This is a genomic window from Roseovarius litoreus (assembly GCF_900142765.1).
Taxonomy (GTDB): domain Bacteria; phylum Pseudomonadota; class Alphaproteobacteria; order Rhodobacterales; family Rhodobacteraceae; genus Roseovarius; species Roseovarius litoreus.
On the sequence record NZ_FRCB01000003.1, the window covers coordinates 281,557 to 301,626 of the forward strand.

The 20,070-nt window shown below is 63.7% G+C and carries 12 protein-coding genes; 6 read left to right on the top strand and 6 right to left on the bottom strand.

Going from position 1 to position 20,070, the window contains the following annotated elements; translation table 11 throughout:
* Nucleotides 1-4: 4 nt before the first annotated feature.
* Nucleotides 5-934, top strand: coding sequence for an AEC family transporter (locus F3H35_RS07760; RefSeq protein WP_149779042.1), 930 nt, complete (start codon nucleotides 5-7; stop codon nucleotides 932-934).
* Nucleotides 935-958: 24 nt separating this feature from the next.
* Here the strand turns inward: F3H35_RS07760 and F3H35_RS07765 are convergent, their stop codons facing one another.
* The 3 genes from F3H35_RS07765 to F3H35_RS07775 form a co-directional block, all read right to left on the bottom strand.
* Nucleotides 959-1,246, bottom strand: a complete 288-nt coding sequence (locus F3H35_RS07765; RefSeq protein WP_050774215.1) for an ArsR/SmtB family transcription factor — start codon at nucleotides 1,244-1,246, stop codon at nucleotides 959-961.
* A 112-nt stretch (nucleotides 1,247-1,358) separates the two neighbouring features.
* A complete protein-coding gene (locus F3H35_RS07770) occupies nucleotides 1,359-2,588 on the bottom strand; it encodes a mandelate racemase/muconate lactonizing enzyme family protein (RefSeq protein WP_149779043.1) in 1,230 nt (409 codons plus the stop codon).
* A gap of 217 nt (nucleotides 2,589-2,805) precedes the next feature.
* Nucleotides 2,806-7,080, bottom strand: a complete 4,275-nt coding sequence (locus F3H35_RS07775) for a VWD domain-containing protein (RefSeq protein ID WP_149779044.1) — start codon at nucleotides 7,078-7,080, stop codon at nucleotides 2,806-2,808.
* 189 nt (nucleotides 7,081-7,269) lie between these two features.
* Between F3H35_RS07775 and F3H35_RS07780 the strand changes: the two genes are divergently transcribed.
* The 5 genes from F3H35_RS07780 (at nucleotide 7,270) to F3H35_RS07800 (ending at nucleotide 17,260) form a co-directional block, all read left to right on the top strand.
* On the top strand, nucleotides 7,270-11,535 hold the full coding sequence (locus F3H35_RS07780) for a hypothetical protein (protein WP_149779045.1): 4,266 nt from the start codon (nucleotides 7,270-7,272) through the stop codon (nucleotides 11,533-11,535).
* A gap of 65 nt (nucleotides 11,536-11,600) precedes the next feature.
* The gene (locus F3H35_RS07785; RefSeq protein WP_149779046.1) at nucleotides 11,601-12,440 is read left to right on the top strand and encodes a SapC family protein; all 840 of its coding nucleotides are present in this window, start codon (nucleotides 11,601-11,603) and stop codon (nucleotides 12,438-12,440) included.
* On the top strand, nucleotides 12,437-13,759 hold the full coding sequence (locus tag F3H35_RS07790) for a TolC family protein (RefSeq protein ID WP_149779047.1): 1,323 nt from the start codon (nucleotides 12,437-12,439) through the stop codon (nucleotides 13,757-13,759). The genes F3H35_RS07785 and F3H35_RS07790 overlap by 4 nt, the downstream gene beginning before the upstream one ends.
* Nucleotides 13,756-15,960, top strand: a complete 2,205-nt coding sequence (locus F3H35_RS07795) for a type I secretion system permease/ATPase (RefSeq protein ID WP_149779048.1) — start codon at nucleotides 13,756-13,758, stop codon at nucleotides 15,958-15,960. The genes F3H35_RS07790 and F3H35_RS07795 overlap by 4 nt, the downstream gene beginning before the upstream one ends.
* Entirely contained in the window at nucleotides 15,950-17,260 is a 1,311-nt protein-coding gene (locus F3H35_RS07800) for an HlyD family type I secretion periplasmic adaptor subunit (protein WP_149779049.1), read from the top strand. Before F3H35_RS07795 ends, F3H35_RS07800 begins: the two co-directional genes overlap by 11 nt.
* 68 nt (nucleotides 17,261-17,328) lie before the next feature.
* On the opposite strand, the gene F3H35_RS07805 is transcribed toward F3H35_RS07800, so the two are convergent.
* The 3 genes from F3H35_RS07805 to pcaD all read right to left on the bottom strand — a co-directional run bounded on the left by F3H35_RS07805 (nucleotide 17,329) and on the right by pcaD (nucleotide 19,992).
* A complete protein-coding gene (locus F3H35_RS07805; RefSeq protein ID WP_149779050.1) occupies nucleotides 17,329-18,414 on the bottom strand; it encodes a Zn-dependent alcohol dehydrogenase in 1,086 nt (361 codons plus the stop codon).
* 80 nt (nucleotides 18,415-18,494) lie between these two features.
* On the bottom strand, nucleotides 18,495-19,208 hold the full coding sequence (locus F3H35_RS07810; protein ID WP_149779051.1) for an alpha/beta fold hydrolase: 714 nt from the start codon (nucleotides 19,206-19,208) through the stop codon (nucleotides 18,495-18,497).
* Nucleotides 19,201-19,992 carry a 3-oxoadipate enol-lactonase gene (gene pcaD / locus F3H35_RS07815; protein ID WP_149779052.1) on the bottom strand — a complete coding sequence of 264 codons (792 nt, stop codon included), beginning with the start codon at nucleotides 19,990-19,992 and terminating at the stop codon, nucleotides 19,201-19,203. The genes F3H35_RS07810 and pcaD overlap by 8 nt, the downstream gene beginning before the upstream one ends.
* Between the last annotated feature and the right edge of the window lie 78 nt (nucleotides 19,993-20,070).

Consider the following 20,070-nt stretch of genomic DNA (forward strand, 5'->3'; position numbering starts at 1 on the left):
TGACATGCAGGCGCTGATCGATGTGATCCTGCCGGTCTTTCTGGTGATCGGTTTCGGATATATTGCGGCATGGCGGGGCTGGTTCACCGAAGCCTCGGTCGATGGCGTGATGCAGTTCGTTCAGAATTTCGCGGTGCCCTGTTTGCTGTTCACCGCAATCGCCCGACTTGATCTCGACCGTTATTTCGATCCCTGGCTTCTGGCGAGCTTCTATATCGGTGCCCTGTCGGGGTTTCTTCTGGGGCTGTTCGGTGCCCGCTTTCTCTTCGGGCGCGATTGGGAGGATGCGGTCGCCATCGGGTTTTGCTGTCTCTTCTCCAACTCGGTCCTGCTGGGCCTGCCGATCATGGAGCGTGCCTATGGCCCGGATGCGCTCGATGCCAATTACGCGATCGTCGCGATGCATTCGCCCTTCTGTTACGCGGTTGGTATCTCGGTGATGGAGATCACCCGTTCGCGGGGCCGGGCGGGGCCGGCCCTTGTGGGGCGCGTGCTCAAGGCGATGTTCTCGAACGCGCTGATCCTTGGGGTGGCGGCGGGCTTCTTGGTCAACCTGTCAGGCATCGCGATGCCAAGCGCGCTGGATCAGGGGCTCGATCTGATGGTGCGTGCGGCCCTTCCGGCGGCGCTTTTCGCCCTTGGCGGGGTGCTGCTGCGCTATCGGCCGGATGGCGATCTGCGGATCGTGATCTTCGTCTGCTTCGTGGGCCTTGTCGCGCATCCGCTCATCACGCGGGGGCTTGGCAGCGCGTTTTCCCTACCCGATCCCGCGCTGCGTTCAGCGGTGGTGACGGCGGCGATGGCGCCGGGGGTCAATGCCTATATCTTCGCCAATATGTATGGCCGTGCACGCCGGGTGGCGGCCAGTTCTGTGCTGGCGGCAACGGCGCTGTCGATCCTGACGGTGTGGATGTGGCTGGGAAGCCTGCCGTGATGCGGGGGCTTTCGCCCCCCGCCGTCACTTGCCCGGATTGCAGAACTGGCGATAGAGCAGGTCGATCAGCTCGCGGGTCTTTTCATCGGCCAGACTGTAGAAGATCGTCTTGCCCTCTCGCCGCGTCTTGACCCGGCCCTCTTCCCGCAGCCGTGCAAGGATCTGGCTCACGGCGGCCTGCCGCATTTCCAGAAGCTGCTCCAACTCGCCCACCGATTTCTCGCCAGACCCCAGATGACACAAGGTCATCAACCGCCCCTCATGGGCGACGGTCTTGAGAAATGCAGCCGCCAGTTTGGCGTTTTCCTGCATTTCGGTCGGGGTGACAGTGATATCCTTGGTGGTCAATTCGGTTTCACTTCCTCAGCGATGAATCGGCATCTCTTAGCACGTGTTTTCGAAAACTGCGAGTATTAGCCTTGCGTTACCCCTCCGGAGGGGCTCCTCCGAGGAACGCATTGCCGTTTTTATAATCACATGGCGCTTCCTGCATCTCCAGATGCAAGCCATTGCCCTTATAAGGATGGGCCCGCGCCAGCGCCTCGTCAACCTCGATCCCCAATCCCGGCTCATCGGGTGGCGTCACAAAACCGTCTTCGACGCGCAGCCCGCCCTTGATCAGCGCGTCGTGGAACGGGGTCTCGATCGTCTCGGCCATCAGGATATTCGGGATCGACGCCGCCAGCTGAATATTCGCCGCCCATTCCACCGGGCCTGCGTAAAGATGCGGGGCGATCTGCGCGTTATAGACCTCGGCCATGGCGGCGATCTTGCGGGTCTCCCAAAGTCCACCCGCCCGGCCCAGGGCCGGCTGCAGGATCGACGCCGCGCCTTGGCGCAGAACGGGGGCGAACTCGGCCTTGGTGCAAAGCCGCTCTCCGGTGGCCACGGGCACGCCGGTGGCGGCGGCCACCTCGGCCATCTGCGCGATATTGTCGGGCGGAACCGGCTCTTCGTACCACAGAGGATCATAGGGTGCGATCGCCCGGCCCAGCCGGATAGCGCCTGCGGTGGTGAACTGCCCGTGGGTGCCAAACAACAGATCCGCCCTGTCGCCCACAGCCTCGCGGATCGCCCGGCAAAACGCGACCGACAGCGAGATATCCGACTGCGCCGGCATATGCCCGCCCCGGATCGTGTAGGGCCCCGCCGGATCGAACTTGAGCGCCGTATAGCCGCGCGCCACGTAATCGGCCGCACTTTCGGCGTTCATCTCGGGCGAGGTGAAGAAGCCGCGAAGATCGTGATGCGGCAAAGGATAGAGATAGGTATAGGCGCGCACACGCTCGTTCATCCGCCCGCCCATCAGCGCCCAGACAGGCCGCCCCCGCGCCTTGCCCAGAATATCCCAGCAGGCGATCTCCAGCCCCGAAAACGCGCCGATCACCGTCGGATCGGGCCGCTGCGTGAACCCCGCCGAATAGGCGCGCCGGAACATCAGCTCGATATTCTCTGGGTTCTCCCCCTGCATGTGCCGCCCGAAGACATCCTCGATCACCGCGCGCATCGCCTCCGGCCCCACGGCGGCGGCATAGCATTCGCCCCAACCGGTGATCCCGTCATCGGTGGTCAGCTTGACAAGGATCCAATAGCGCCCTCCCCAGCCCGGGGCGGGCGGGGCGGTGACGATGATCTCGAGGTCCTGCAGTTTCATGTCGGGCCTTTCCGGGTCAGTTGCGCGGATCGTGGGCCGATCCGGGTATCGGCGCGATGGTGCGGGTGTCTTTGGCCAGATGCAAGTTGCAATGGTGCGGCTGGCAAAACGCCCCGGTGGAGGTTTTGATACGCTGGCCCATGACCGGGGCATCCAGTACGGCAAAGGCGCCGGCTTGCACCGGCGCCTGACACCCTCGGCAGTCAAAGACCAGTGCTTACACGGGAACTGGCTGATCGATGTTGCCCAACAAGATCCCGGTCAGTTCCACAGGGCCAGCCGTAACACTGGCCACATCGATCCCGGTGTCATATACGACATTGTTCGCATCAGTCGGCAGGGCCGCATCCGGTGCCACAAAGACCCAACGCGGGACAGCGTCGGTTTGCACGTCGAGCGCGAAGCGCAGGATATCCAGCGCATCTCCTACACCGACGCTCCCGTCCCCGTTCACATCTGCCGCGATCAGGTTTTGGGGCGTGGCCGGGCCGAAGCTGGGGTTGATGTCCAGGGCGATCCGCAGTGCATCCAGCGCATCACCAACCCCGATAGTGGGATCGGTTTCCGCGTCATAGGCCTTGGTCGCATCCACGCGCCCGATAGCCGCTGATCCAAGCCGGATGTTATAGCTGCCGCCGACGCCCTCGGTCTCTTCGGCCAGCGTCCTCGCGGTGCTGACCCCGGTGGAAAAGCCCACCACGGCCCCGTCAATCGCCTTGCCCGCGACATCGGTCAGGGTGACATCCAGCGTCACCCGTGTTTCACCGACATCCAGCTTGCCCGGTACCGTCGCCGTTTCGGGCGCCTGAACCAGCTCGGACGCCGAGGACTCGATGAATGTCGGATCATCCGTCAGCAGGAAATCCAACACCGCGTTGTCGAAGTTCACCGTGCCGGGGGTCAGACCTGCCGCCTCGACCGCCGCCCGTGCCGCATCGACATCGGCGGGATCGAAATTGTCCGCCGTTACGATCGCGCCGGGCATGTCGGGATCATAGAAGCCCTCAAGGCTCTCGCCCTCGTCATAGGTGAACAGGCTCTGCTCCTCCGTGGTCACGCGCCAATCGTCGCGATATTGCCCGTAAAGATCTTCGAAGGCCAAGGGGCGCTCCAGCACGGTCCCGTCGGCAAGCGCGATGTCATTCGCGGCGTTGCCATCACCATCCCCCAACAGCCCTTCAACGCTGCCGGACATGTTGGCCGAGATCTGCACACCCAGATCAAGCCGTCCGTCCTGCAAGGCCACGCTGAGCCGCGCATCGCCAGCCGTTACGCCGGGCACCCCATCGGTGCCAGCGAAAACCAGCGTGTAGATATTTCCGTCACGGATGATCTGGTCACCGGTCTCGAGGGTGAGGACACTGCCATCACCCAGCAGGCGCACCGCTCCATCGATGGAGACCGGGTTGGTGTCGGTTGCGTCGAACATGACACTCGAGCCGTCGGAAAGACGCGCCGCAACGGCCACATTGACCGACACATTCTCCACATCGGCAACCGGCGCCGTGCGGGCCTGTATCTCGAACCAGTCAAATCCATTGCCCCGCACCGCGCGCAGCAGAACGAATTCCCCTACGGCATGGAAGTCATAGCCCACCCCATCCAGGGTCAGAAGATGCGGATCGCCCACCGTCCAGGCCACAGGCGTGGGCGAGGGCGGCAACGGCGGCGGTCCGTCCTGCGCCAGAGAGGCGACATCTTCCGAAGTCAGGCCACGAAATGTCAGGATATTGCCATCGCCGAAGTCGACTATGGCACTGCCGTCGCCATCGTCCGTCGCGCTTGTAAGGGCGAGATTCCGATCCGCCACACTAAGTCTGTCGATCACAACGTTTAGACTATCGACACCGATTTCGAAATCGTCAATCACGTCATTCCCACCACCGACGATGGTGAAGAAGTCGGCACCCTCTCCGCCGATCAGGATATCGCTGCCCAGACCATCGACAAGGATGTCATTGCCGTCGCGGCCTTCCAGCCGGTTGTCATTCGCATCGCCCGTCAGCGTATCGGACCCGATCGTGCCGCGCACATATTCAAACCCCTGGACAGTGTCGACCGTCTCTATCGTTCCGAGCGAGATCCGCTGATCGTTCAGATTGAACGCGCTGATTTCGACGATGCCTGTTTCCAGGTTGGCATCCACGCCGAATACAAAGGGAGTATCGTAGCGCAGCCTGTCAAAGCCGTCGCCGCCGTCCAACGTGTTGTTGCCGCCGGCATAGCGATAGGATTCGTTGCCTGCCGATCCGGTAAAGCTGTCATCTCCGAACGAGCCGAGGACCTCCCACAGGGAATTGCCGCCGCCGATCGTTTCGGTGTTGCCGAACCCGTCATCGATGATCTGCCCGCTGGCAAGGCCAAGGTTCACGTTGATCCCGGTGTCGGCATCGCGGAAATCCATCCGCACAAGCCCTGTGCCGTTCAGAGTGAAACTGTCCAAGCCATCTGTCGAACTGACGCTCATCCACTGCTCGCCCTCCGGCGCGAGATTGAAGACGTCGTCGCCCGCCGTGCCCACTATGGCCAGACCGCCATTGGTCCACCCCGCCGCAAGGGGGGTAGCCACCCCGACCAGCGTGTCGGTGCCTGCCAGCCCCTTGTCGACCGATCCGGTATTGGCCTGCCCGTCGATGGTGACGGTCACGGGGTCTCGCAGTGCCCTGTAATCCAACGTCACGAATTCGTCGTTCGGGTCGTTGCCGGCCATGTCGATAGTGTCATTTCCGGCCGTGCCGATCACCGCCTCGCCGGGCCCGTTGCTGGGCGCAAAGTATGTGGACGTATCAATAAAATCGTTCAGCCGCGTTCCGATGAACACGTTTTGGTTTGCTTCGATGGGAATAGGACCGCCCAAGTTTGTAGCCTCGACCGGATCCAGCGCGCGCACTTGATCGGCGCTCAGACCCCGAAACACCACCGAACTGCCATTGCCAAAATCGACAAAAGCACCGTCGGGGCTGTTTGTCGCCGCGGCAAAGGCATTCTGCACCTGCTGTGTGCTCAGACCCGGTGACGACACCTCCAGATTGTCCACGCCGATCTGGAAATCCCTGATGATATCCTGCCCGCCCGACAGGATGAAGAAATCCGATCCGCTCCGGCCTTCCAGCACATCGTTTCCGCTGCTGTCGCCGATCACGTCATCGCCGTTCGATCCCCGCAGATACTCCACGTTGGTGATCTTGTGGGCGAATAAGCTGTTGTCCCAGACACCCGCGACGGTGCCGGCTTCCATGTCCGCAGTGATCCCGTCCACGCCGAACCGGTCATAGCGGAGCCGGTCGAAACCGTCGCCCGCGTCCAGCGTGTCCAGACCACGCGCGAGAATGAAGCTTTCATTTGCGGCCGACCCGATGATGAGATCGTTGCTGTCCGTCCCGCGAACTTCCCAGATCTTGCCGGTTCCGGAAATCGTTTCCTGATTGCCGAAGCCGTCGTCCAGAACCAAACCTCGCGCAAGATCGACCGAAACACCCGAGGAAAATTGCGCGTCTCCATTTTCGTCAACGGTGACTTCGTTCCGGAAATCCAGCCTCACCAAACCGTCACCATTGACGATATACGTGTCAGCGCCACCACCGCCGGACACGGAAATCCATTGACCGTCGGGCACTGTGATGTCGAACGTATCGCTGAAACCCGTGCCGATCAGGCTCAGACCGCCCGTATTGAACCCGGCGATCATCGGGTTCTGGACTCCTACAAGAGTGTCCACACCGTTGACGCCCTTGTCGATGGTCCCGGTATTGGCCTCGCCGTCGATCGTTGCGCTGATACCGGCGTCCAGTGCCCTGTAGTCCAGCAATGCGAAGGCATCGTTCTGGTTCATCCCGGACAAGTCTATCGTATCGGTGCCTTGGGACCCGGCGATGTTGTCCGAACCGGCATCGCCCGACACGATGGAATCGTCGCCGACCGAGCCGACCAACAGATCGCCCCCATCCGTGCCTTGTATCAAAAGCGGGCCTTGCACCGTATTGGCCCATGTCGTCAGGTCCAGAGCCCGCCCGGGTCCGAAGGGATCTGTGGCGTCGATCGGTCGAGACGCCGTGATGCTGTTCTCGAATGCGGTCACACCCTCGATTGTCGCATCGAACACTGCAGGGTCGCCGCCGATCACAAAGATCGCGTCGGCAAATCCCATGCCCATCAGGGAATATTCCAACTCAAGTATGACATGCGTCCCTTGCGGCGTGGTTGCCTGTCCCAGTGTTATTCTGTCCGGCTCGAAGGTCTGTCCTGGGGCACCAAAGCCGAACCCGCCAAACGGAAACACGACTGGTCCCGACGTTTCTGGGAAAAGCTGTGTTCGCGCTTCATCGGCGCCAAATTCCACCACTGGCAGATCGTCGCCCTGTCGAATGATGGAATAGGTGGTCGTTGTACTGGTGCCGGGCAGCGCAATGACTAGTGTCGCCGGTTGAACGCCCTGAACAGCATCATTGACATCGCGTCCAACCAGAACGCCGGAAATGGAAAACGTGCTCACAGCAACCCCCACACTCGGAAACAGACTGACGCAAGGGAAGCACGTGGTCGGATTCAAAGCAAGGTAAGGGAATTACTACTTCTCATTTTAAGACGCTTGTGCAAGCGTTCACACGATTGTGAGTTTTGCCAGTGTACCGAGTTGGGGGTCGTTTTGCATTATTTTCCTGAAGAAAAGGCTGTCAATAATTTGACATCCGAGACCGAATCGCAACGTAACGCATTCGCGCATCGGCATAATTGGTTCAAACGGCATCTCGGAAAGATTGCATCGGGCGGCACCCTGACCGGAACGATCATGGCCTTGCCCGCCATCGCGCAGGCCCAGGTCGCGGAATTCGTCAGCGCCAGCTCGATCAACGGCGTCACCAGCGTGCAGGCCCTCGCCAATGGCACGGCCAGCATGACCATGGCCAATGGAACGGTCATATCGATACCCGCAGGGCAATTCAGTGTCCTGGCTGGTGGTCAGGTCATGGTCGCGCCCCAGATCGCCCAGCTTGCGGCTCAGGCCATGGCGGCCGGCGCCGCTGGCGGCATTGGTCTCGGTGCGGCAGTTGCGGGGGCCGGGGTCGCGGGCGCCGTTGCCGTCGGCGCCGGAGGAGGAGGGGGGGACGGTCCGTCGCCGCTTCTGTTCCAGTCGACGACACCCTCCGAGCCCGCGACAATCCCGCCCATCGTCGTGAACAATGCCACGGTGTCTGAGGTCAACGGCATCGGCAGCAACGCCATCCCGACCGAATTGCCCGAAGGCACGACACAACTGCGCATCACTTTCGCTGACGGCACCCTAGTTTCTGCCAACCCGACGGTCAACGTCGACGAGGAAGGCGCATGGGTCCTCCCGCTCTTCGAGCAGGGTCCCACGGATCTGCGGCAGGGCCTCTCCTTGCTGTCCCTCGTCGCACTTGACGAAGACGGAGAAGAGCTGGGAACCTTAATCACTGAAATCCTGATCGACACCATCCCGCCCACCGTCGCCGTGACCGATATCTCCTCGCCGGGGGACGATGACTTCACGGTGAACATCGCCGAGCGTGCGGAGCCGGTGACGATCCGGGGCGTCTCGGATGCCGAGGACGGCCAGATTGTGACCATTACCCTCAACAACGTCGAGTATACCGGCGAGGTGCGCGGCGGCGAATGGAGCATCGAGATACCGCCCGCCGATCTTGCCAACCTGCCCGACGCCGAGGCGTTCTATTTCATATCTCCCGTCGTCAGGGACGCCGCCGGCAATGAGACCACGGGCGAAGCCGCAACCCTCGCCACCGATTTCGTGGCCCCGTTCATCTCGATCAACCCGGTGTCCGCCGATGACGTGGTCGGTCTGATCGACCTGCAAGGCGATCTGACGATCACCGGCACCACCAACGCCGACCCCGGTCAGCAGGTGACGGTGCTGTTCAACGGAATCGAGTATCAGGGCGAGGTGGCATTTCCAGCCGTCAGGGCTCTTGATATGGCCACGGTGATCAATGGCGACGGCCCGATGAGGGACCCGGCGCCCTTGGAATTCCGGTGGTCGGTCACCATACCGCAGGACGATCTGTCGGCGCTGCAGGAACAGATCGGCGATGAAGAGCCGGCACAGATCCAGATCGTCGCCTCGGTCTCGGACAGCGCCGGCAATCCCGCCGAACAGGCCGAGCGCAGCATCGACGTCGATTTCCGTGGTCCGTCGCTGACCATCGACCCGATCGCCACCGACAACATCATCAACTTTGACGAAGACGGCATCGCCGTCACCATCTCGGGCAACACGAACAACGTGGAAGCTGGCCAAGCGGTTTTGGTCACCGTCAACCACACGCCGCTTATATCGGCGACCGTGCAGGAAGACGGAACCTGGGAGACCACGCTAGGCCCGATGGATGTCACCGCCATACCCGATGGCGGCAGCGTCGATGTCGTGGCCAATGTCTCGGATGCCGACGGCACCGCCGCCCCTACCATCACCGTGCAGCTTGCGCGCGATGTGACCCCGCCGACCATCGATATCGACGCAAACGTGATTTCCGTGGGCGCGGTCATGAACATCGCCGAAAGCACCGAGGATCTGACGCTTGGCGGCGCAACCACGGCGGAAGACGGCCAAGAGGTCACCGTGACTGTCGCCGGGACCGAGTTCACCACCCAAGCCGAGGGCGGCGCCTGGACCCTGACGATCCCCAACGCCGATCTGCCCGAGATTGGCGATGGCGACACCGTCGAGATCACCGCCGATGTCTCGGATATCGCCGGCAACCCCGCCGAGCAGGCGACCGCCAGTTTCGACGCCGATCTGAGCGAACCGTCGATCACGATCGTCGGTCGAATCGCTGGCGACGGCACGTTAAACATCGCGGAAAAGGCCGAAGGGATCACCATCCGCGGCACCACAACCGGGGCCGAGGATGGGCAGACCGTTACGATCATGATCGGCGACAGCGAATTCACCACGAATGTGGGACGCGACGCCTGGTCGCTTGATCTGACTGCGGAAGATCTGGCCGCGATATCCGACGGGGATACCCTTGCGGTCACCGCCGATGTGTCCGACCTTGCGGGCAACCCCGCCCAACAGGCCAGCGCCAGCTTTACGGCGGACCTCTCCGCGCCCACCGTCACGATCACCGAACCGGTCGCCGAAGACGGCTTTCTGAACATCGCCGAACAGGGCAGTTCGATCACCATCCGCGGCACCGCCGTGGGTGTCGAGAATGGCCGGTCTGTCGTCGTCGATATCGATGATAATCAATACACCGCCGTAGTGACCGATGAGGCGTGGGTCCTGGTGCTCACATCGGACGATCTGGAGGGCTTCTCCGAAGCCGATGGCCAGACGATCAGGATCATGGCAGATGTCGAAAACGCCGCCGGAAACCCGGCACCACAGGCCAGCGCCAGCTTGGATATTGATCTGACCCCGCCGACTATTTCCTTTGTCGATGACGTGCCGGCCGACTATGTGCTGACGCTTGCCGAACTGGCGGCAGATCCCGACAGCGGCGCCGAGGTGACCACGACTTCGCCTGAAGGCACGCCCGTCACCCTGACTTTCGAAGATGGCAATGGCGTCGCCGCTCTCCGCGTTCAAGATACGGTGCCGGATGGTGGTACGTTCGTGATCGATTTTCTCGATGCCGACTTGCTCGACGCTCTGTCGGATCAGACCGCCTATACCGTCACGGTCGAGATTGCCGATGACGCGGGCAACACGGCCAGCGACAGTTTCGAACTGACGACGGATTTCAAACCCTCGCTTACCCTGAACGAGGTCGGCGTGGATGGCACGATCGACCTTCAAGGCCCGGCCCTCACCGCGGTGACCGGCACGGCCCTTGGCGCCGATGGCCAGACCGTGACCGTGACATTCGTGAACAGCGATACGCAAGCCGAGATCGGCACCACCACCGGCACCGTGACGAATGGCGCATGGTCTGCCCCGGTCAACGCCGCCCTGCTGGAAGAGATCTCAGCCGGTCAGGTCTATACCGTCAATGCTGATGTCAGCAACGCGGATGGGCGCGCAGCGGACACGGCCAGCCAGACGGTCACCGGCTATCTGCCGTCCGAATTCGGCTACTTCCTTGTGTCCGATACCGGCCAGTCCGTCACGGTCGTGTCCTTCACCGGGGAGGATTTCAATTCGAACGACGGGTTCGAAACCGAGATTTCGTTCGACCCTCTTGAGAACCCCTATGTTGCAAATTCGAGCAATGGGAACCCGTCCCTGTTCTTCTTCCTGGCCAATGACGCAGGCACAGGCGACGGCACGCTGCTCGTCGGTGGCGGCACACTCACCACGCCTTTGCAGCCACTCTCTCCGCTGTTTACCTTCAATCTGGCCTCCGATGGCCAAAATCCGATCACGCTGCGCTTCGACCACATAGTGGATGATGTCGCCAGCGGATCTGCCGAACTCCTCATTGGCACCGACGGCATCGACACTCTGACCGGCGACAATATCGACAGCTTCATTCGTGGCAGGGGCGGGGATGATGCGATCGATGTCTCCGATCCGGGCGCAAACGTGGTGGTGTTCGAGACCACGCCCTCGGCCAATGGCGTCGATACGGTCACCGGTTTCACCATCGGCCTCGGCGACGCCGTCGATGATACGATGTTCTTTCAGGGGCAGATCGACCTCAGGGGCGATGGCACTATTGTCGAGGCTCTGGCCGATGGGGGCACGATCGGCGCCAATACCGGCTTTGTGATCTTCACCACCGCACAGACGATCCCCTCGGTGTCCGAAGCGCTGACCAGTCTCAACGGCTTTGGCCCGGACGAGCAGTTCTACCTGATGGCCGGCAACGGCACAGATGCGCAACTCGCGCTGGTGACGACGGATGCGAACAGCAGCCCTACCGCCGAAGTGATGGCCGATTTCCAGGGTATCGGCGGGCTCGATCAACTCGCCCCGTCGCAGATCATCCTGTCCGACCCCACAGGCCAAGCGGTGCTGACGTAGCGCCGAATGAAACTGAAGCCACAGGCCGCCCCGGCCCGTGGTTTCACCAGAAAGACCCCGTCCGCATGGCCATTACAGCAAGCGCAGAGCGTGAGAACACGATCGTCCCGGTCACGCCCGGGCGGCACGGACCCCGACGCTGGCGCCGGTTCTCCTCCTATGCCTTCGCGCGCTCACTGCAGGACGTGCCGATTGTCATGGCCGAGCTGGAACCCGCCGCCAGCGCCCTTCCGCTGGCCTTTCGCCAGACGCCCTCGGGCTGGGAGGTGGTCGCGCTGCTTGGCCTGTCACCGGCCACGCGCGGCCTCTTCGTCACCGCCTCGGGCACATGGCGCGGCACCTATGTGCCTTCTGCCTTGCGGGCCTATCCCTTTGTCGCGGATGACAGCGGCGCGGACGGGAAGGCGACGCTGATGATCGACGAAGCCAGCGGCCTGATCACCGACGATCCCGCCGACGAGCCGTTTTTCGAGGGCACCGCGCAACCCTCCGAAGCGCTGGCACAGGTGATCGCCTTTTTCCAAACCCGCGCAGCATCCCGGCATGAAACCCTGAGGGCAGCGGGCGCGCTGGCTGAGGCAGGCCTGCTGACCCGGTGGACGCCCTCGCATGGCATGTCCGAGGCCGATGCGTCAGGCTATTGGTCGGTGGATCAGGCCGCGTTGGGGGCGGTGCCTGAAAATGAGCTGGCCAAGCTGTGGCAGGCGGGCGCTTTGCGGCTGGCACAGTCGCAACTCGTCTCATTGCACCATCTTGGCTGGATCGCGCGGTGCGCTGCGGCCGGGGCCGCCACACCCAAGGCCCAAATCGCTTATCCTCAACCCATGGACCCATCGGGCGATATCGCCTCTTTCCTGTCTGCGCTGTCGGAGGCGCAGGCCGCGGACCTGGATCAGCGATCATGACACGCCGCCCGCTTGCCATGTGTGCCTTGGCCCTGCTGGCCGCCTGCGCCGAAGCGCCGGATCTTACGGCAATCGAGGCCAGCATCGCCCCCGGCACGCCGGGTCTCGGGGCCAAACGGATATCCGCCTCTCTGGCCGAAACACCCTATGGACAGGCCATTGCGGCGGCGACCCTGGACAATCCGGCGCTTGGCCGGGCCAATGCCGCCATCCGCTTGTCCCTTGCGGAAAAGCGTGCTGCCGACGCGGCGTTCAAGCCGGATCTCTCGGTTGGGATCGGCGGAGAAACGCGTCTTGTTCGCAGCAGTGCCGACAGCACCCTGTCGCCCTTCGTCCGGGTGTCTCAACTTGTCTATGACGGCGGCGCGGCGCTGGCCGATCAGACCGCCGCACAGGCGCGCGTGTTCGAAAGCCGGGCAGGGCGGATAGAAACCGGATCCTCGGCGGCCCTGTCGGCGGTCGAGGCACATCAGGAGTTGCTCAGTCGGCAAAAATTGATGGCACTGGCGCAGGACAATCTGCGCGCGTTGCGGGACATCGCCGCACATATCGACGAGCGGACGGCACGTGGCGCGGGATCGACAACGGATCGACTGACCGCCGAAAGCCGTCTGGCCGATGCCGAAACCCGGCTGGCCGATGCGCAGGGAAATCTGGACCGTGCCAAGGCGGGCTATGCGCGTATTTTCGGCGCGGTCCCGGCCAGCCTTCCGGCGGCGCGGCCTGCGCCCGCCCTGCATGACCGGGATGATGAAAATCTCCGGCTCAGCCCGCGCCTTCGCGCCATCGAAGCCCGTCTGCGTGCCGCCGAATCCGATCTGATCGCAGCGCAGGCCAGAACCAACCCGAGCGTCGAGCTGGGCGCCACCGGCCGCCGCGCGTCTGGTGGCGGCGGGGATCTGGGGCTTGATCTTTCGCTCAACTACAGTCTCGACACGCGCGGCCAGCGCGCCGCTGCCATCGACGCGGCACAGGCGCGTCTTGACGGGATCAGGTCGGAACGTGACGAACTGGTGCGCGACATCCGCGAGGCGCTGACATTCGTGCGCTCGGATCAGCGCACGGGCGATGCCCGTGTCGCCGCGGCGCGGGCCGCTGTCGCGTCGAACAAGGCGACGGTCGCGGCAGCCAGTGAACAGTTCGGCATTGGCCGCCGCAGCCTGCTCGACCTTCTGGACGCGCAGCGCGATTACGTGCGCGCGCAGGAAGTACTGATCTCCGCCGAGAAAGCCAGGTTCCTGACCGACTATGCGGTGCTGGCCCTGACGGGTGACATATTGGATGTGTTTTCCATCGACATTGCCGGTGTGTCGCCATGAGCCGACAGGATACCTCTTCGAGTCAGGCCGGGGCCGTCGATCGCAACATCGTCGCTCTGGATCCCGGCCAGCACAGTCGCCCGGACGCCATGACGTCGCTCGAGGCCTGCATGCTGCATGTGGCGGCACATCTTGACAGGCCGATCACACTTGCGGCCCTGCATGCCGCGCAATCCACCGATGGCTCTGACCGGCTTGGCGTGCGCGATGTGATGACAGCCGCGCAGCGTGCCGGGATCCAGGCGGCCTTCGGCGCCCGCAAGTTGCGGGGCTTCGACGCCATGCTGGTGCCGGCGATCCTGCTGCTGCGCGACGAACGAGCTGTGGTGCTTTATGGCTTCGGCAAGGATGATACCGTGCTCGTCCATGACCCGCTTTTGGGCGAGGGCACGGGACAGATTGCGCGGGCCGAGCTGGAGCAGGTCTATACAGGCTACGCGATCCTTTTGCGGGCCGAACACCGCGATGACATGGCCGCCACCGCCATGGGCCGGCAAGGGCATTGGTTCTGGTCGGCTCTGGCGGCGAACAAATGGTCCTATACACAGGTGCTTCTGGCGGCGGTGGTGGCGAATTTCCTCGGACTGACCACCTCGATCTTCATCATGGTGGTCTATGACCGCATCCTGCCGAACGAAGCGACCGAATCCCTGATTGCCCTGACCTTTGGGGTCGCCATTGCCTTGCTGTTCGATTTCTTCATAAAAACCCTGCGCGCCGGTTTCATAGACAGGGCCGGGCAGAGAGCCGACCTGCTGATGGGCCGTCGCATTTTCGACCAGTTGCTCGATCTTCAGATGCGGGCGCGCAAGGGGTCGACCGGCGCTCTGGCCAGCACCTTGCGGGAATTCGAAACACTGCGGGATTTCTTCACATCGGCCACTCTCGTTGCGGTGGTGGACCTTCCGTTCATCTTGCTGTTCGTCTGGGTGATCTACCTGATCGGCGGGCCGCTGGCGCTGGTGCCCGGGCTGGCGGTGCCGCTTGTTCTTCTGATCGGCATCGCGGTGCAGCCGGTCTTGTCGCGCATCGCCGACAAAAGCTTTGCCGACGGCCAGTCCAAACAAAGCGTGCTGGTCGAAACGGTGTCCGGACTGGAAACGATCAAGGCCACCGGTGCTGCGTACCGCATGCGTGCTCGCTGGGAAGAGGCCATCTCCCGCCAGTCCGAACACAGCCTGCAAAGCCGTGCCGTCATGCAATTCGCGATGAACGCCACCGGCTTCGCGCAGCAGGCCGCCCAGATCCTGATCGTGTTCTACGGCGTGTTCCTGATCTCAGACGGCACCGTCAGCATGGGGGCGCTGATCGCCAGCGTCATCCTGACCGGGCGCGCACTTGCCCCTCTGGCGCAACTGGCCCAGACCATGACCCGGCTCAATCATGCGCGCAGCTCCTATCGCAGCCTCGACGCCCTGATGCGGTCCGACAGTGAACGTCCCGAGGGCCGAACATGGCTCAGCCGCCCCCGCCTCGATGGGGCGATCCGGCTGGAGAATGTGCATTTCACCTATCCCGATCAACTGGTGGCGACCCTCAAAGGGGTCAGCTTTACCATCCAGCCGGGTGAAAAGGTGGCGATCCTCGGTCGGATCGGATCGGGAAAAAGCACCGTTGCGCGCATGATGCTCGGGCTCTACGCCCCCGATCAGGGCGCTATCCTGGTGGACGATACCGATATACGGCAGATCGATCCGGGCGATCTGCGGCGCAATATCGGCTCGGTTCTGCAAGACGTGTGGCTGTTCTCCGGCACGGTGCGCGAGAATATCGCGATCGGCGCGCGCCACGCGCGCGATGCCGACATTCTGGACGCGTCCCGCATCGCCGGGGTCGAGGATTTCATCGCGCGGCATCCTTCCGGTTATGATCTGATGCTTGCCGAACGCGGCGAAGGGCTGTCGGGGGGCCAGCGTCAGGCGATCACTCTGGCGCGCGCCCTTGTCGGCAAACCCCCCATCCTGCTGCTGGATGAGCCGACCAGCGCGATGGACGTGCAGAACGAACGTGACATGATCGCTCGCCTCAAGACGCATATGCGCGATCAGACCGTGGTGATCGTGACCCACCGAACCAGCCTTCTGGAGCTGGTCGATCGGGTCATCGTGATCGAGGACGGCAAGGTCGCTGTCGATGGCGACAAGAGCCTGTTGTCCCAACGCGCTGCGGCGCATGGGGCGGGGGGCGGTCATGGCGCGTGACATGGATTTAGAGCGACTGGCCGCCGAAATGCGGGGCCGGTCTCCGCTGCGCGGCTCGATCCTGCTCCTGACGATCCTGGTTTTTCTGGTGGTCATTTTCATTTGGGCGTCGCGGACGGAAATCGATAACGTCACCCGGGCGTCGGGGCGGATCGTGCCCTCGGCCTCGGTTCAGGTGATCGAAGCCACCGAACCCGGCGTTCTGAACGCGCTGCATGTCCGCGAAGGCGCCATCGTGGCCGCCGGCGATCTGTTGATGGAGCTGGACGGCACACTTTTGGACAGCCAACTGGACCAGGAACAGCAGCGCGCCTACGGTCTGATGGCCCGGATCGAACGACTACAGGCCGAGATAAACGCAGAGCCGTTGCGCTTTTCCGATCAGCTTGTGGCCCGTGCCGCGGATGTGGTGCGCTCCGAAACCGCGCTCCATCGCGGCCGTCAGGCCGAATTGCAGGCCGAGATCGACATCCTCGAACGCCAGCGTCAGCAGCGCCAGCAGGAATACGAGGAAGGTCTCGCCGACCGCCAGATCGCGCAAGCCACCCTCGCGGTTCTGGCCGAGGAACGCGAGATGATGGCGCCGCTCGTCGAACGCGGGATGGAGCCTGCAACGACGCTTCTGACCCTGCGCCGTTCCGAGGCCGAATGGCAAGGCCGCGCCACCCGGTCGCAGGCGTCGCTGGCGCGGCTTCAGGGCGCGCTCGAGGAAATCGACGACCGCATTCGCGCCCAGCAGGAACGGTTCCGCGCCACGGCCTTGTCCGATCTGGCGCTCGCCACCGCCGAACTTGCGGCGCTGCGTCCCGCGCTTCCCGCCCTCCAGAGCCGGGCGGACCGCTCGCGCATCGTGGCGCCGGTGCGCGGTATCGTGAACCGGATACACCGATCCACTCTGGGCAGCATGGCGCGCCAGGGCGAGGAACTGATCGAGATCGTGCCCCTCGATGACACCCTGCTGGTCGAGGCCCATGTCCGCCCCGACGATATCGCATTCCTCTATCCCGGCCAGCCGGTCAAGGTGCAGATCACCGCCTATGATGCCTCCCGCTACGGCAGTCTGGACGGTGAAATCCTGCGGATCGGGGCGGATGCCGTCACCCGCTCGGAACGCGAGGAAGAAGAGTTTTTCGTGGTCGAGATCCGCACCACGGGCACGATCCTCGATGCCGATGGCGTCGCGGTCGAGATCATGCCCGGCATGGTGGCGCAAGCCAATATCCTGACCGGACGCAAGACGGTGCTCGAATATCTGCTTCAGCCCGTCGTGCGCGTGCGCGACAGGGCGTTTCGCGAATAGGCCCGCACCGGCAGGCATCGTGACGCACCGTGGCTCGTCGTGGCCATGACCTGCCCAAAGGCCCGAACTTACCCGAAAACGATCACATTGCGGCGCGCGGTGCCGGCGCGCGTGTCGGCAATGGCCTCGTTGATCTGCTCGAGGCTCCAACGCTTCGAGATCAACTCATCCAGCTTCAGACGCCCCTGGCCATAGAGGTCGATCATCCACGGAATATCCCGGCTGATCACCACCTCGCCCATCTTCGATCCGATCAGCGATTGCCCGGTATAGGCGAAACTCACCGGCTCGTAGTCTGCCGTGGCGCCGCTTGGCGGCATGCCCACCATGATCACCTTGCCGCCCCCTGCCAGATAGCGGGGCGCCGCGTCATAGACCGCCGCCGACCCCACGGTGACCAGCACGGCATCCGCGCCGCGCCCCATCGCTGCCTTGGCCGCGCGCCAGGGTTTGGGATCGCTTGCCAGCACCGTATCCGTGGCGCCGAAGGCCCGCGCATCCTCCAGCTTGGCCGGCACCATGTCCACCGCCACGATGCGGCGTGCGCCTGCGATCCGCGCGCCCTGAATGGCGTTCAGCCCGACGCCGCCTGCGCCGATGACCACCACATCCTGTCCCGCGCGCAAGCCTGCCGCATTGACCACGGCACCGACCCCGGTGATCACCCCGCAGGCCAGAAGGCAGGCCGCATCCATCGGCATGTCCCCGGGAATCCGCGCCACCTGCGAGCGGTGGACCACCACCTTTTCGGAAAACGCCCCGCAGGCCATCGCCTGATGCAGCATCCCGCCACCCATGGTGCTCAGCGGGCCGTGATCGCCGTCATAGGGCATCTCGCAGCCCGTGGGCCGCCCCGCGCCGCAGCTTGGACATTGCCCACAGGCCCGGATCAGCGTGACCACCACCGGATCGCCCAAGGCGATCCCCGTGACATCCCCTCCAAGCGCGCTGACATGCCCCGCCGCCTCGTGGCCGTAAACCGCAGGCAGGCTGCCACCCCATGCGCCGTCGGCGAACGAGATGTCCGAATGGCAGATCGCCACCGCATCCAGGCTCACCTCGATCTCGCCCGTGCCCGGCGCGCGCAGCCTCACCTCTTCGATGCGGAGCGGCTCTCCGAACCGGTGGCACACGGCCGCCCTGATGGTCTGCATGATATCCTCCCGCATCTGCCCCGCTCAGGGTTACCCCTTGCGACCCAAGGTGCAAGCCGCTTCGCAAAGGCCCTGCGCCGTCAGGTGCCCCTCGCGATCCGGTCCAGCAGGGCCGCCAGCCCTTCGGGATCGGCAAAGAACGGCGAATGACCCAGCGGCAGGGCGTGCACATCCTCGTCGGGCCAGCCGGCGGTCATGGTCTCCTGATATTCGGGCGGGATCGCGCGATCTTGCGCGCAGCGGATATAGGATTTCCTGACGCCCTCGTAATTGGCCCCCAGCCGGATCGGGGTCGCCTGCGGGCTGATCGCCTGAACGCACAGATGCTCGGCGGCATAGGCGACCGTGCCCTCCGGACAATCGTGGTAGAGCGTGTCGCGGATCCGGTCCTCGCGAAAGACAAAGCCCATCCCATCCTCGGTCTTCTCGATCGCGGCCAGCAGCGGCTGGCGTGGCGCCTCCATCCGCATATCCACCAGCGACAGCCCGTTGCGAGGCGCATAGGCGCACAAAAACACCAGCCGTTCGATCTTCTCGGGCGCCTTCTGGGCCGCCGCCGCGATGGCGAAACCGGCCATGGAATGGCCGACAACGATGGCCTGCCGACCCACTGCGGCAAGGACCGCGTCTGCATAGGCCTCCAGCGTGACCTCCTCGATGGGGCAGGGGCTCTGCCCATGCCCCGGCAAATCGATCGCCCGCACCCGGTGGCCGAAGGCGGCAAGCTCCGGCTTGAGGTCGCGCCAGCACCACGCTCCATGGCACGAGCCATGCACCAAAACGATCTCAGACATGGCCGATCTCCCCAAGAAATTCCGTCAACACCGCTGCATAAACCTCTGGGCTGTCGACACAAGGCAGATGTCCCGCCTTTCGGATCAGCTCGAACTTCGCCCCGTGGATCAACTCCACGGTCTCGCGCACCAGATCCGGCGGCGTCGCCCGATCCTCCGATCCCGCAATGCCAAGCGTCGGCAGGCGCAGCCCGCTGGTGGGCGTATAGAAATCCGTGCCCGCAATCGCCGCCGCACAGCCGATATATCCCTCCGCCGGGCAGCGTGTCAGCATGGTCCTCCACAGCGCAAAATCCGGATTTTGCGCCCGAAAGCCGCGCGAGAACCAGCGCTCCATCACCTCATCCGCCAGCGCCTCCAGCCCGCCCTGCCGGACCAGCTCGATCCGCTCCTGCCACATCCGCGGGTGACCGATCTTCGCCGCCGTGTTCGACAGCACCATTGCGCGCACCAGGTCCAGCCGCTTGACCGCCAGCCCCTGCGCGATCAGCCCGCCGATGGACAAGCCCACGAAGACGCAGTCCCGCACGCCCAGATGATCCAGAAGCCGCTCCGCGTCGCGCACCAGGGCGCCCATCGCATAAGGCGCCGGCGGACACTCGCTCAGCCCATGCCCGCGCATGTCATAGCGGATGATCCTGAGCCCCTTTGGCAAGCGCGGCACCACCGCATCCCAAAGCCGCAGGTCGGTGCCAAGCGCATTGGCAAAGACCACCGGCGCTCCGGCCGGATCTCCATCCTCCCGGTAATGCAGCCGCAGATCTCCCAGATCGGCCAGTTTCATGGGGCAGGTCTCCTTGTGGCTGCGCCGCCTACATGGCCGAGACTGCGCCACAGGGTCAAGCCACAGGGTCACACCACT